This is a genomic window from Streptomyces sp. NPDC093252, assembly GCF_040683675.1.
In the GTDB taxonomy this organism is placed as follows: domain Bacteria; phylum Actinomycetota; class Actinomycetes; order Streptomycetales; family Streptomycetaceae; genus Streptomyces.
Genome location: NZ_JBFBEM010000002.1, coordinates 569,312 through 581,569, shown reverse-complemented (window position 1 = coordinate 581,569; position 12,258 = coordinate 569,312). Strand labels below are relative to the sequence as shown.

The window sequence follows — 12,258 nt, the reverse complement described above, 5'->3', positions numbered from 1 at the left end:
GTGGGGAAGTGGTCACGCCGAGTGGTGGTCTTCAACTACGGTGGCGCCTGGCAGGGTTGGGAATCAATCGAATCGCTGCTGAAAATTCAGCGGAGGCGTAAATGGACTATGCGGGAACCTGCACAGGGTGCGCCCGCGAGTGCTCAGCCGACGCGATGCCCTGCACAGCAGCATGTCCGACCAGCGCAGACACAGAGGAGTGGTGCACAGGTGGCGGCGAAACGAGGGGCGACGGGCCGACGTCTGGAACTCGGGATCCAGCTCAGGCAACTGCGCGAGAACTGTCCGCCCGTCGAGGACGGCAGGGCGCGCGGAATGACCCGCAAGGCGGCCGTGCGAGGACTCAAGGCACTGTCCGAGGCATCCCTTGCCCGGATCGAGAGCGGCGAACTGAACTTCCGCCGCAATGTGGGGGACTTACGGACCCTGCTGAAGCGGTACTCCGTGGACGACGAGGAGTTGGTGGAGCAACTTCTCGAACTGAACCGTGAGGCACCCAACGAGGCATGGCTGATCCAATACCGGACCTTCATGCCGACGGGGATGCCGCACTATGTGGGGCTGGAGGCGGAGGCGACGGAGATCCTGGCCTATCACCCGACGTTGGTTCACGGCCTCCTGCAAACCCCGGACTATGCTCGGGCGCTCTTCGAGGTGCAGCGGCCCATCGAGGACACCACCAACGAGTTCATCATGCGCAACGTGGAGTTGCGCATGGAGCGCAAGCGCAGGGTCATCGAACGCGACGACGTCAGGCTTCGGGTGATCGTCGGGGAGGCGGCACTGCGCATCCCGGTCGGGGACGAGGCTGTCATGCAGAGCCAGTACCGAGAGCTGATCGATCTGGCTCGCCAGGACCACATCTCGATACAGGTACTCCCCTTCAAGCGCGGCTACAGGGCCACCAACGACTTCGCCATTCTGCATCTGAGCGGACTACCGTCCCGGGTCCAGTCAGATAATGCGTGGGGTAGCGTGTCCACGTCGGACAAGCCCCGTGAGGTCGACCGGTTCACCCGCCGGTTCAACGCGATGGTCGGGTCCGCGCTCGGCTTGGAGGAGACCATCGTTTTCCTGGAAGCGTTCACCGGAAAGCAGCAGAGCCATTAACACTCATCGAGCTCATCAGCCGTCCACCGACGTCGCTCCGGAAGAAGCCTGGTACAAGTCCTCCTACAGCGACGGCACCGGGAACAGTTGCGTGGAAGTCGCTCACGTCTCACCTCCGATCTGGCGCAAGACTTCGTACTCGGACGGCGCAGGCAACAACTGCGTCGAAGTCGCCGACTTCCCATCAGGGATCGGCGTCCGGGACTCCAAGAACAAGACCGGCCCGGCGCTCATCGTCTCCGGCCCGGCCTGGGCATCGTTCGTTCGGCTCGTCCGCTCCGGCCGCCACTAACGGCCCCGCCCGGCCGGGATTCTCCAGCCCGGCCGGGCCCCCTCACCCCAGCGCGTCGATCGCCCGCACAATCAGCGACCGCGCCTCCGCCCCGTACACCGCCATGCTCCGCAGTCGCTCGAACACCTTCAAGTACAGGGCGATCTCGGACGGCTGGGTGATGTTCACCTCGGCGGAGACCAACTCCACGGACACGAGGGTCTCGTCGAACACGTTGAACGTTTCCCTGGGCCAGATCACGCGCTCGCGCGTGGCCGTCGGAATGATGCCGAACGACACCTGCGGCAGCGCCCCCGCGGTGAGCAGGTGCCCCAACTGCGCGGCCATGGCCTCCGCGTCACCGAGCTGGTAGCGGAGCACCGCCTCCTCGATGAGGAGGACGTACCGGTGGCCGGGTTCATGGATCACCTGGGACCGCCGCACGCGGGCCGCAGCCGCCTCCGCCGCGTCGTCGGGCACGTCGTGCAGACGGGCGCTGCTGCTCAGCAATGCCTGGGCGTAGCCCTGGGTCTGCAACAGCCCAGGAACCACCACGGGGGAGTACACGCGCAGCAGCCGGGTCGCCTGATACCGCCCGACATAGCTGTCCTGGAGCTTGGCCAGCCCGGTGCGCACGCGCTGCCGCCACTCCCGGTACAGGGATTCCGCCTGCTGGGAGGCGTCGATCAGGTCCGGGACCCGGTCCGTGGCGTCGGTCGCGCGGCACCACAGACGGATGTCGGTCGGGGAGGGCGGGGTGCGGGCGTTCTCGATGCGTGAGGTCTTCGCGTGATGCCATCCGCACGCGTCGGCCAGCTCCGCCACCGTCAGACCTGCGTTCCTTCGCAGATTCCGCAACTGCCGCGCGACATTCTCACGCGCGGCCTGAGCCGAGGATGACGGCGAGATGGGCATGAGACGGCCAACGACGCTTTCTGTTCAGTGAATCTCGTATGTGCTGTGCGGGACAGCACGCTCCCAGACCGCTTCGAACGCATCCGAACACTGTTTGACGATACCCGGTTCGGTCCGAAGATCCTGGCGCGGATCGGCCCAGTCACCGGCGCCGTTGAAGAGGTTGAACAGTACGCGCGCGCCGTCGAAGATCCACAGATCCGCGCCGGGCAGCATCAGATCGACGGCCCGGTGGCGCGGCAGCCACCGCACCTGCTCGCCGGCCGTCACATTGACGGAAGCGCCCGCGTGCTCGTAGCGGATGTAGTCCGTGACCGGCTCGGAGACGATCCGGGCCCGGCGTACGACGACTCCGCGCGCGACCGTGCGCGAGATCAGGTCGACCCAGGGCGCCCAGTACTCCGAGGCGGGATCGGCGTCCCGCTCTCCCGTCCGCAGCCAGGTCTCGAAGTCGTCCGCCTCGTCGCCGACCGCGTACTGGTCGCGCATTTCGAGATGCACGGCGGAGTGCTGGGCGGCGCCCAGGAGTTCACTAAAGCTGGGCACGTTCTGCGACATTGCCCGCCTCCCTCAGCATCGGCACCAGGCGGGCCGGAACGCGGATCACGGACTCGTGGCCGGGAATGCCTTCGGCGTGCCCGGGGGCGGTGTTCTTCACACACGCGGCTCGCGTCGCGTCGTCCGCGGTGTAGCTCTGAAGCACGATGTCCGCGTTGTCGACGTCCACCCAGGCGGTTGGCGAACCCTCCAACTCGGTCTCCGGGTCGATCCCGATGAACCGTAAGAGCATGATGACCTCCCTCGTCGTCGTTGTGCACTGCTGCGCGCAAATCTCGCGCCCCAGCCGCCTGACGTCAAGTCAGGGCCAGGGCCAAGCAGCACTAAACAAGCCTGCACGCACATCCATGCACAACGCTGGCACCCCATCCCGCCCTCCCCCTAACGTGGCCCACCCCGACCACCCGGAAGAAGGGCACCGGCAATGACCGACCTCTACGACCTCCCCCTCCCCGACCCCACCACCTTCCGCCCCGCCTGCGGCGGCAACACCCACCCCGACGGCGAATCCTGCGCCACCCTCGCCGCCCTCGGCACCGACGCCTGGGCGCTCGGCGACAGCAAGCGCCCCACCGCCACCCCGCTCCGGTTCACCACCGCCGAACTCCACGCCGCCGGCATCGACCCGACCCGCTTCGGCCTGTCGGTCTGACGCCGGCCACGGCCGCACGGTCCCGAGAGGCACGCCAGGTGCACCATCACGGATACCTATGGACCGGCCCCAAACACCGCTTCGACAACGAAGCCCTCCGCCGCCCCGCCCACCCTCTCCCCCCACCCGGCGACAGCAAGCCGGAGCTGATCCAGCGCTATCGGGAGGTCACCGCCGAATTCCCGGTCGCCGATCTCCCGCCGCTGGAGATCGCCCACTGGCTCATCAAACCGGCGGCACTGGTGCGAGGTACCTGGGCCGAGCCCAGGGACGCCGCCGAGTGGCTCGCGGAGTGCGTCGCCTCCTACGCCGGGCGGTTCGCCGCCCCGGCCGAGCGGGATCAGGGGCGGCTCGCGGTACTGGTCCCGGGTGTCGTCGCGCGGCTGGCGTGGGGTGGGGACCTGGCCCGCGGGTTCTATCTCGAACGGCCCTCCTACCTCCACCTCTCCCTCGTGACCTGCTCGCCCAACCGGGCCGCCCCCCGGCTGGACTGCCCCCTGCGGCGGCCGTGACGCAGCAGCAGTGCCGTCGCCGGAATCGCCGCCAGCGCGAACAGCGCCGCCGCCATCCCCACGTACCCGTACACCCCCTCCACCGCGCTCTCCGACCTGCCCGGGAGGCGCGTCGCCTTGAGGATCTCCGCGCCCGTGAAGCTGAAGAGGACCGAGCCCACCGCCAGGACGACCGAGACCAGGCCCGCCGTCGTCCCCTGGCGCTCCGGCGCCTCCGTGCCGGTCGCCAGGTTGTAGCCGGACGCCCCGATCGCCCCGGCCGCCATCCCGACCAGCGCCCCGCAGCCGAGCGCCACCGGCAGGCTCGACACCCCCGCCAGCATCCCGAACGTCGCCACCGCCCCGAGGGCTATGCCGATGAGGAGCGGGAGCGCGGGGCCGTACCTGCCCGCGACCCAGCCGGCCAGCGTGCCGCCCACCACGATCCCCAGGTTGGGTGTCGCGAGGAGGACGGCGACCGCCTCGCCGTCACCCAGGCCGTAGCCGAGCCCCAGGTCGGCGGGGACCTGGGCGATGATGCTCGTCAGTTGCAGCATGCTGCGGAACGACCCCGCCGCCAGCACCAGCGCCAGCAGCGTCAGCAGGATCGGGCGGCTGAGCGCCCGCAGGTCGATGATGGGGTCCCGTACACGCCTCGCGAAGTACACCCACCCCACCAGCCCCGCCGCACCCGCCGTCAGCAGCGCGAGCGCCGCCCCGGACAGCAGACCCAGCTCACTCCCCAGGCTGACATACGCCAGTACCGCCGCCAGCCCCCCGCCCAGCAGCAGCGCCCCGCCCACATCCACCCGCCCGGTGGCCCGCACCGGCGCCTCCGGGACGACGGCACGGACGCACACCGCCGCCACCACGGCCAGCAGCGCCGCCAGCAGGAACACACTCCGGAAACCGAACCGGTCGATGACCGGCTCCATCACGAACGGTTCGACCACCCCCACCACCGACGAGCCCGATGTCACCAGCCCGATCAGGGCCATCGCCACCCGCGGAGCGCAGATCCGGCGGGCCAGCGCCACCGTGATGAAGATCGACGCGAAGGCCGCACCCTGGAGGAACCGGCCCGCCAGGAAGACCCAGACATTGGGTGCCGTGAAGCAGATCAGCGCTCCCGCGCAGGCCAGCAGCAGCGTGCCGATCAGGATCCGGCGCAGGCCGAACAGATCGGCGCTCCTCGCCAGCAGCGGCGACCAGATCGCCCCGGCCAGCATCGCGCTCGCGCCCAGCCACGCCGCCTGATCGGTGTCGAAGTGCTCCAGTAACTGGGGCAGCACCATCATCGGTGAGCCGATGGCCAGGTCCGCCAGGACATTGGCGAGGGTCAGGACCACCGCCCAGAGGATCAGCCGTCCGCTCCAGCGGTGTTCCTGGGCGGGGGTGCTGCTGAGGTCGTTGTTGCTGTCGTTGTCTGTCGCTGTCACTGCGGGGTTCTCCAAGGAGAGGCGTGGGGGGAGGCAGGGGGTCAGAGGCGGTCGGGGGTGTCCAGTGCGCGCAGCGCCTTGTTCCGGGCGGCGATATCGCCCCAGCTCTCCGGCAGCATGCGGTCACGGCCGCCGTGCACCCGGTCCTGGGCGCGGGTGACATGGGGACGCAGCCGGGCCTCGTAGCGGGCGAATGCTTCGGAGTGGCCGGGGGCGGGGTCGGGTCCGGGGCCCCGGCGGTCTAGTTCCTCCGCCAGGAAGCGGGCGCCGAGGAGCGCGAGGGACGTGCCCCGGCCGGAGAGGAAGGCCGGGCAGTAACCGGCGTCCCCGACCAGGGCGACCCGGCCCCGGTGCCAGGCGGGCAGATGGACCTGGCTCGCGGCGGTGAGGTAGAACGCGGGATCGGCGCGCGCAGCGTCGAGCAGCTCCGGGATCCGCCACGACCGGAAGCCCGCGAAGGCGTCGGCGAGGATCCGCTTCTGGGCGTCCAGGTCCCGGTGATCGAAGTCGAGCCGCTCCGAACGGAACTGGAAGACCGCCACCGCCCGGCCCCCGTACCGGAACAGGCCCGCCATCCGGCGCGGGACGTTGTAGAGGGAGTTCGGGCCCTCGGAGTCCGCCTCGGCGGGGTGGTCGGCCAGGGCGAAGTAGACGCCCAGATGGCGCAGATGGTCCCCGTCGGGGCCGAACACCAGCCTGCGCACCGCCGAGTGCTGGCCGTCGGCGCCCAGGACGAGGTCGTAGCGCCCGGCGAGGCCGGAGACGAAGCGGATGTCGACGCCGTCCGGCTCCTCCGATATCGCGACGATCGCGTCCCCGAAGCGGATCGTCGGCGCGGTGGCCGGTGCGGTGGCCGGTGCGGTGGCTGGCGGGGTGGCCGGTGCGGTGGCTGCCGGTAGTGCGTCGGCGAGGATCCGTATGAGGTCCTCGCGGAGCAGCTCGATGTCGTCGGCCGAGTCGCTGACCGCCGCCATCGGCATCCGCGCCACCGGCTCCCCCGCGCTGTCCACGAACCAGGTCCGCTCGGACATCCGCACCCTGCGCCGCCGGATCTCCGGCAGCAGCCCCATCGCGGCCACGGCCTCGATCGCCGCACCCCGGATGTCGATGGGCGTGCCGGTGAGCCGGAGCCCGGGGGCCTGTTCGACCAGGGTGACGTCATGGCCGCGGACGCCCAGCTCCCGGGCGCAGGCGAGCCCGGCCACACCGGCTCCGGAGATGAGGATCTTCATGGCGGGCTGCTCCCGGGGTCGGAGGAGATTTGTTAAAGCGACGATCTGTCGCTTTAAGCGAGACTACTGATCCCCGGCTTGCACCGCAACGCCCCACCTGGCGACAATCGCCACCCCGGCGGAGCACCGGCCGGGAGCGGGCCGGCAGTCGGCCGGGAGCAAAGTGGCAGCAGGGTGGAAGGGCAGGAGGTGAGCGCGTGATGGCCAATGGGGCCGCCCCAGACCGCTCCCCGGATGACAGTCGCCCCGCCCGTCGCCCCGGTGGCCGTACCGCCCGGGTCCGGGCGCAGATCCTCGACGCGACCGTCGAACTCGTCGCCCGCGACGGCATCGCGGGCTTCCGCTACGAGGAGGTCGCCGAGACCGCCGGGGTCCACCGGACCAGCGTCTACCGCAACTGGCCCGACCGTGAGGAACTCGTGGTCGAGGCGCTGCTGCGCTATGCCGAGGGCCTCGCCTCGGTCGCCGACACTGGCGATCTCCACCGTGACCTGGTGGATTTCCTGGTCGCCCTCGCCGGTGGCCTGGAGACCCCCTTCGGCCGGACCCTCGAACAGGCCCTCCAGCCCGCCCGGCACGCCGCCACCGTCCAGGCGCTCGGCAAGATCCTCGACCAGCGGGTGGCCGCTCTGCGGCGCCGGGTGGACACGGCCGTCGAACGGGGTGAACTCCCGCCGGTCGACAGCGGTTTCCTCGGCGAGATGCTCTCCGGGCCGGTCCATCTCATCGTCAACCGCGGTATGCGCCCGTTCTCGCGCACGGACGCGGAACGCATCGTCACGGTGATCCTCGCGGGCATCCGGGCAACCACCGCCCCGACCGCCGCCCCGCCCACCGGGGTGCCCGCCGCTACGGGTCGGACCCGACGCCCACGGGCCTGACCGGTGCATGACGGGGGAGAAGCCCCGCCCACGCCCCCGGGACGCGTCAGACGTTGAACCTCACCGAGAACGGGTTCTGGCTGCTCACCGTCCGGCCCGGGTCCAGATTGCCGGTGAAGTTGGTGCAGTTGACGCCGAAGTAGTAACTCACCACCTTGTTGGTCTCGTTGACGAGGAGCCGCGCCCGGAACTGGAGGTTGATGCAGACGTTGTCGGGCGGGTTGGTGATCGTCAGCTCCTGCCCGGCGGCGCTGAAGTACCGGAGGTTGCCCGTGGCGCCGTGCGCCCCGGTGGCCAGGCCGACCGTCAGGACGGCCGCGGTGCCGAGGGTCAGACCCAGCCGACCCAGATGTGCGGATCCGGTCATGAGGATGTCCTCTTCTCTCTGCCCCTGGTGTGTGCGGTGAGGGCTCCCCGAAATCCGGCCCTCGAAGGGGGCATCCCACAGGTCCGCGCGGTTCAGAGACGATTCATATCGACTCCCGCCCGAATGAGTGATTCATGCGCTTATGTGGTTACTCGGGCGTACGGCCCGCCGTGCTCGCTTCCCGCCCCGAACCGTCGCACAGTGGAGGCATGACCCCCCACGCCCCCGGCCGGGAATCGGCGCGGCTGGCCGTGTCGGCGCGTGACGCGCTGGTGCGCCGGATCGATGCCACGGGGGCCTGGCGCTCCGACCCGGTCTGGCGGGACGCCTTCCTCGCCGTACCCCGCCATCTCTTCGTGCCGTACTACTACGTCGGCGCCACCGGCGGCTATGAGCGCCGCTGGGGCGAGGACCCCGACCCCGCCGCCCGTGACCGCTGGCTCCTCGGCGCCTACGCCGACACCCCCCTCGCCACCAAGCTCCGCGACGGGGAACTCCTCTCCTCCAGCAGCCAGCCGTCGCTGATGGCGCTGATGCTGGTCGCCCTCGGGGTGCGCCCACGGGACCGCGTCCTGGAGATCGGCACCGGCACCGGCTACAACGCCGCCCTGCTCGCCCACCGGCTCGGCGACGACTCCCTCGTCACCACCATCGACCTCGAACCCGAGATCACCGACTCCGCCCGCGCCCATCTCGCCCGCGCCGGGCACCACCCCGTCGTCGTCACCGGCGACGGCGCCCGGGGCGTCCCCGAACGCGCCCCCTTCGACCGGATCATCGCCACCTGCGCCCTGGCCACGATCCCGCGCCCCTGGCTCACCCAGTGCCGCCCCGGCGGCCGGATCCTCACCCCGCTCGCCACCGGCGTCATCGCCCTCGACGTCAGCGCGCCCGGCCGGGCCGAGGGACGCTTCCTCGACACCCCCGCCTACTTCGTCCCCCTGCGCGGCACCGGCCGCCCGGAGACGGAGGCGGACCCCACATCCCTGGCCGGCGTCCCCCGCCGGGTCCGGGAACACGAACTCTTCCGCTTCCTCGCCGCCCTCACCCGCGGCAGCCTCGACCCCCAGGACGCCCACGCCCTCTGGGAGCACGAGGGACGGCCCCCGCGCGAGCGCTACGGCATCACCGTCGACGGCGACCGCGCCTGGTCCTGGCTCGACGAACCGGAGGGGCCGTACGCCTGGCCCCTCCCGGGGTGAGACACCCCTCGGTCGCCCCTCAGCCGCCCCTCAGCCGCGCCGGATCGTGATCGTCGTCCACGCCCCGACATGCACCCGGTCGCCGTCCTGCAACGGCACCGGTACGTACGGCTGGATCGGCTCCTCCGAGCCGTTCACCGTCGTTCCGTTCGTGGAGTTCTGGTCGACCACCGCCCAGCTCCCGTCCGGCTGCTGCACCAGGACCGCGTGCTGGTGCGAGACCCCGGGGTCCTCCGGCGGCACCGACAGATCGATGTCCGGGGTCTCCCCGGTCGAGTGTCTGCGGCGGCCGATGGTGATCTGGTTGCCGGTGAGCGCGCGCTGCTGCTCCGGGGAGTACGCCGGGAGGTTCAGGCCCGCGGCCTCGGGGCCCGAGCGCTGCATCATCGCGAGGAAGTAGTCCCGGTCGGGGCCGATCGTCGCCGACCAGGTGAGCGGGCGCTGCGGGGCGGGCGGCGCGGGGGGCGCCTGCGTCGAGCCCGGCTGCGGGTAGCCGTATCCGCCGGGGGCACCGCCACCGGCGGGCGGCGGGATCACCCAGTCGTCCTCCGCGTTCCCATAGGGTCCGCCGGGGCCCGGCGGGCGGCCCGACTCCTGCGGGAATCCGGGGTGCGGCGGGGGAGAGGGCGGCCCGGGGGGACCGGAGGGGCCGGGATGGCCGCCGGGGTGGCCGCCTGGATGACCCGGGTGTACGGGCGCCCCCGGCCGACCCGGGAGCGCGCCCGGCTGGCCGGGCTGGCCGGGCTGGTGGAACGCCTGCGGGGCGCCGCCAACGCCACCGCCGCCGGTCATGCCAGGGCCCGGTCCGGGTCCGGGCGGTCCGGGGTTGGTCGGCTGGGGCACCGGCCGCGAGGGGTCACCCGGGCTGCCGTAGGGGCCGGGGGCGGGGCCGCCGAAGCCGCCGGGGCCGTTGGGCCCGCCCGGTCCACCCGGACCGCCCAGTCCCCCTGGCCCACCCGGACCCCCCGGTCCACCGGGGCCTCCCGGTCGTGGTGCGTTGGGGTCGCCGAACGCGCCCCCTCCCGGCGGAATCGGCTCCGCCGGCCGGTTTATCTGGGACGGGCGCGAGCCCTGGTAGTCGTAGGGGTCGGCGCCACCGCCGTACGTCGGACCGGGGCCGCCGGGGCCCTGGCCGGGGGGCGGGCCCGTCTGGAAGCTCGGGGGCGGGCCGCCGGCCGGGGGGCGCGGGGCCGCGGGCGTGTACGACGTCGCCGTGTTGGTCAGGAAGTTCCACCGGCACTCCTCGCAGAACGGCGCCGCCCCCTCGCGGGGCGTGCGGCACTGCGGGCACAGCTCGGGCGGACGTCCCCCGACCGGGCCGGGGTAGCCCCCGCCCGCGCCGGGCTGGCCCCCGGCGGGCGGCGGGAAGCCGTAGCCCCCGGCGGCCGGAGGCGGCGGCGGGGGAGGCGGCGGTACGGCACCGGCCATGCGGTGACCGCAGACCTCGCACCAGTCGTCGGAACCCGACTGGTGTCCGTTCGGGCAGGTCGGCATGTCGGCGCCTCCCCCTCTCCTTCTCCCGGCCCCACGGCCGGTCTCCCACCCCGAGGGGCTGCTGTCGCTGCTACTGCTTCTTTACACGAACAGTCTGTGTCGACCGGGTTTCGAGCGTCATCTCGTCGGCCTCCGCGACCTTCGTCTTCAGTCGCACAGTACCCGTCGTGGCGTCGACGACATCCACCACCTTCGCAAGGAGTTTCGCCGTATCCCCGTTGCCGGAGGCGCTGGCGAGCTGAACCGCGCGGCCGAACTTGGCCGTTGCTCCCTCCACATCTCCGGATTTGCGCAAATCCAGCCCTTGTTGGATGACTTGCGCCAGTTCGGCCTGCCCGGTGTAGTGGGCGACCTGCGGATTGATCGACGTCGACGCGACCATGTCGTCGGTCCAGACCGCCCGCACGAGCCCCTGTGTGCCGAGATTGCGCACGGACCCGCCCCCGGGCTCGGGTATGACCAGCGAGGCTCTCGCCGCCAGCATCTCCTGGCCCAGACCGGCCGCCGGGACCTCGACACAGATGTGGTAGTCACGGGACTCGTCGCCCCAGGAACCGGTGGGGTAGTCGCCCGCGCGCGGACCCGCCTCGGTGCGTCTGGCCGTGAGGTCCTCGACGCGCGGGGCGACCTGCTTCACGTACTTGATCGTCGTCCCGACCGGGGTCCACAGGCGCAGGGAGACATCGGCGACCTCCTTGCCCATCGCCGTCTCCATCATCTGCGTGAAGTCGGCGGTCAGACCGGACGGGTCGGCCACGATGTCGGCCGTGCCGAGCAGCGCGGACGCGATCCCTGTGACTTCTTTCACTTCCCAGTCCGTCCCCACGCCCCGGGCGTCACAGGTGAACCGCCCGGCGCAGGAGTCCAGCGCCGCCCTCAGATCCTCCGGCGCCTCGTGCTCGTTGCGGCCGTCGGTCAGCAGGATGCCGTGCCGGATCTCGACCTCCGCCGCCGACAGCAGCCGGTCGGCCAGCCGCAGCCAGGTGCCGATCGCCGTGCCGCCGCCCGCGCTCAGTCGCCGCAGCGCCTGCTTGGCCAGGTCCCGGGTGGCCGGACTGGCCACCGCCAGACGCCCGCCGCCGGGGTACACCTCCCGCGCCACATGGGTGCCGTCGATCACCGCGAACTCCACACCGTCGCGCAGGGCGTCGATCGCGGCGGCGGTCGCGTCCCGGGCACCGCGCATCTTGGTCGGCGGGTAGTCCATCGACCCCGAGCAGTCGACCATCAGCGCCACGGCGGCGGACGGGCCCTGCCCCGGTGAGTAGAGGTGCGGCGCCGCGACCGCGCTGCCGACGGTCCCGCCGCCGATCGCGCTGACCGTGACGATCGCGTTGACCTCGCGGCCCCCCTCCGGCAGGTACTCGTTCTGGTACACGTCCATCGAGAACTGCGGCACCTTGGACTTCGAGAAGTTCGCCATCCCTGTTCACATCCCCCTCGCACGCCCCGGGTCCGCCGGGACGCCATCGGTGAGCGGACCGGTCCCCTCCGACCCGCGGACGATCATCTTCGATCGGCTTTCGATTGACTTTCGATGCTTTCGGTACAGATTCCCTCCGGGAACCCGTCGAACGCGGGCCGCCCCCTCCGGGGAACCCTCGGCTCCTTGGACCCTTGGGCCCTTGGACCCTTGGGCCCTTGGC

At 71.5% G+C, this 12,258-nt stretch carries 14 protein-coding genes; 6 read left to right on the top strand and 8 right to left on the bottom strand.

Translation table 11 applies throughout. The features are described from left to right. Positions 1-210 precede the first annotated feature (210 nt). Together AB0O01_RS05660 and AB0O01_RS05655 are read left to right on the top strand one after the other, a co-directional pair. Positions 211-1,110, top strand: a complete 900-nt coding sequence (locus AB0O01_RS05660; RefSeq protein ID WP_365311163.1) for a DUF5753 domain-containing protein — start codon at positions 211-213, stop codon at positions 1,108-1,110. Next, complete coding sequence (locus AB0O01_RS05655; protein ID WP_365311161.1) at positions 998-1,402, top strand: DUF397 domain-containing protein; 405 nt, start codon at positions 998-1,000, stop codon at positions 1,400-1,402. Before AB0O01_RS05660 ends, AB0O01_RS05655 begins: the two co-directional genes overlap by 113 nt. Positions 1,403-1,444: 42 nt before the next feature. Here AB0O01_RS05655 and AB0O01_RS05650 read toward each other — a convergent pair whose 3' ends face one another. From AB0O01_RS05650 to AB0O01_RS05640, 3 genes are read right to left on the bottom strand one after another with little or no spacing between them, the layout of a single operon-like run. Then, the gene (locus AB0O01_RS05650; RefSeq protein ID WP_365311160.1) at positions 1,445-2,296 is read right to left on the bottom strand and encodes a helix-turn-helix transcriptional regulator; all 852 of its coding nucleotides are present in this window, start codon (positions 2,294-2,296) and stop codon (positions 1,445-1,447) included. A gap of 24 nt (positions 2,297-2,320) precedes the next feature. Beyond that, on the bottom strand, positions 2,321-2,854 hold the full coding sequence (locus tag AB0O01_RS05645) for a DUF6879 family protein (protein WP_365311159.1): 534 nt from the start codon (positions 2,852-2,854) through the stop codon (positions 2,321-2,323). After that, on the bottom strand, positions 2,829-3,086 hold the full coding sequence (locus AB0O01_RS05640; protein ID WP_365311158.1) for a hypothetical protein: 258 nt from the start codon (positions 3,084-3,086) through the stop codon (positions 2,829-2,831). The genes AB0O01_RS05645 and AB0O01_RS05640 overlap by 26 nt, the downstream gene beginning before the upstream one ends. A 192-nt stretch (positions 3,087-3,278) precedes the next feature. Between AB0O01_RS05640 and AB0O01_RS05635 the strand changes: the two genes are divergently transcribed. After that, complete coding sequence (locus tag AB0O01_RS05635) at positions 3,279-3,506, top strand: DUF397 domain-containing protein (RefSeq protein ID WP_365311157.1); 228 nt, start codon at positions 3,279-3,281, stop codon at positions 3,504-3,506. Between the two features lie 38 nt (positions 3,507-3,544). Next, a complete protein-coding gene (locus AB0O01_RS05630) occupies positions 3,545-4,018 on the top strand; it encodes a hypothetical protein (RefSeq protein WP_365311156.1) in 474 nt (157 codons plus the stop codon). On the opposite strand, the gene AB0O01_RS05625 is transcribed toward AB0O01_RS05630, so the two are convergent. After that, positions 3,940-5,436 carry an MFS transporter gene (locus tag AB0O01_RS05625; RefSeq protein ID WP_365311155.1) on the bottom strand — a complete coding sequence of 499 codons (1,497 nt, stop codon included), beginning with the start codon at positions 5,434-5,436 and terminating at the stop codon, positions 3,940-3,942. The two genes, AB0O01_RS05630 and AB0O01_RS05625, sit on opposite strands and share 79 nt — an antisense overlap. Before the next feature lie 41 nt (positions 5,437-5,477). Further along, the gene (locus tag AB0O01_RS05620) at positions 5,478-6,668 is read right to left on the bottom strand and encodes an FAD-dependent monooxygenase (RefSeq protein ID WP_365311154.1); all 1,191 of its coding nucleotides are present in this window, start codon (positions 6,666-6,668) and stop codon (positions 5,478-5,480) included. Positions 6,669-6,868: 200 nt separating this feature from the next. Here AB0O01_RS05620 and AB0O01_RS05615 point away from each other — a divergent pair, with 200 nt between their 5' ends. Beyond that, entirely contained in the window at positions 6,869-7,549 is a 681-nt protein-coding gene (locus tag AB0O01_RS05615; protein ID WP_365311260.1) for a TetR/AcrR family transcriptional regulator, read from the top strand. A 46-nt stretch (positions 7,550-7,595) separates the two neighbouring features. Here the strand turns inward: AB0O01_RS05615 and AB0O01_RS05610 are convergent, their stop codons facing one another. Next, on the bottom strand, positions 7,596-7,916 hold the full coding sequence (locus AB0O01_RS05610) for a hypothetical protein (protein ID WP_365311153.1): 321 nt from the start codon (positions 7,914-7,916) through the stop codon (positions 7,596-7,598). A gap of 209 nt (positions 7,917-8,125) precedes the next feature. Between AB0O01_RS05610 and AB0O01_RS05605 the strand changes: the two genes are divergently transcribed. Then, entirely contained in the window at positions 8,126-9,118 is a 993-nt protein-coding gene (locus tag AB0O01_RS05605; RefSeq protein WP_365311152.1) for a methyltransferase domain-containing protein, read from the top strand. Positions 9,119-9,148: 30 nt separating this feature from the next. Here the strand turns inward: AB0O01_RS05605 and AB0O01_RS05600 are convergent, their stop codons facing one another. Together AB0O01_RS05600 and AB0O01_RS05595 are read right to left on the bottom strand one after the other, a co-directional pair. Then, positions 9,149-10,612 (bottom strand): FHA domain-containing protein, encoded by a 1,464-nt coding sequence (locus AB0O01_RS05600; protein ID WP_365311151.1) that lies wholly within the window; start codon positions 10,610-10,612, stop codon positions 9,149-9,151. Positions 10,613-10,682: 70 nt separating this feature from the next. After that, positions 10,683-12,035, bottom strand: a complete 1,353-nt coding sequence (locus AB0O01_RS05595) for a VWA domain-containing protein (RefSeq protein WP_365311150.1) — start codon at positions 12,033-12,035, stop codon at positions 10,683-10,685. Positions 12,036-12,258: the final 223 nt, after the last annotated feature.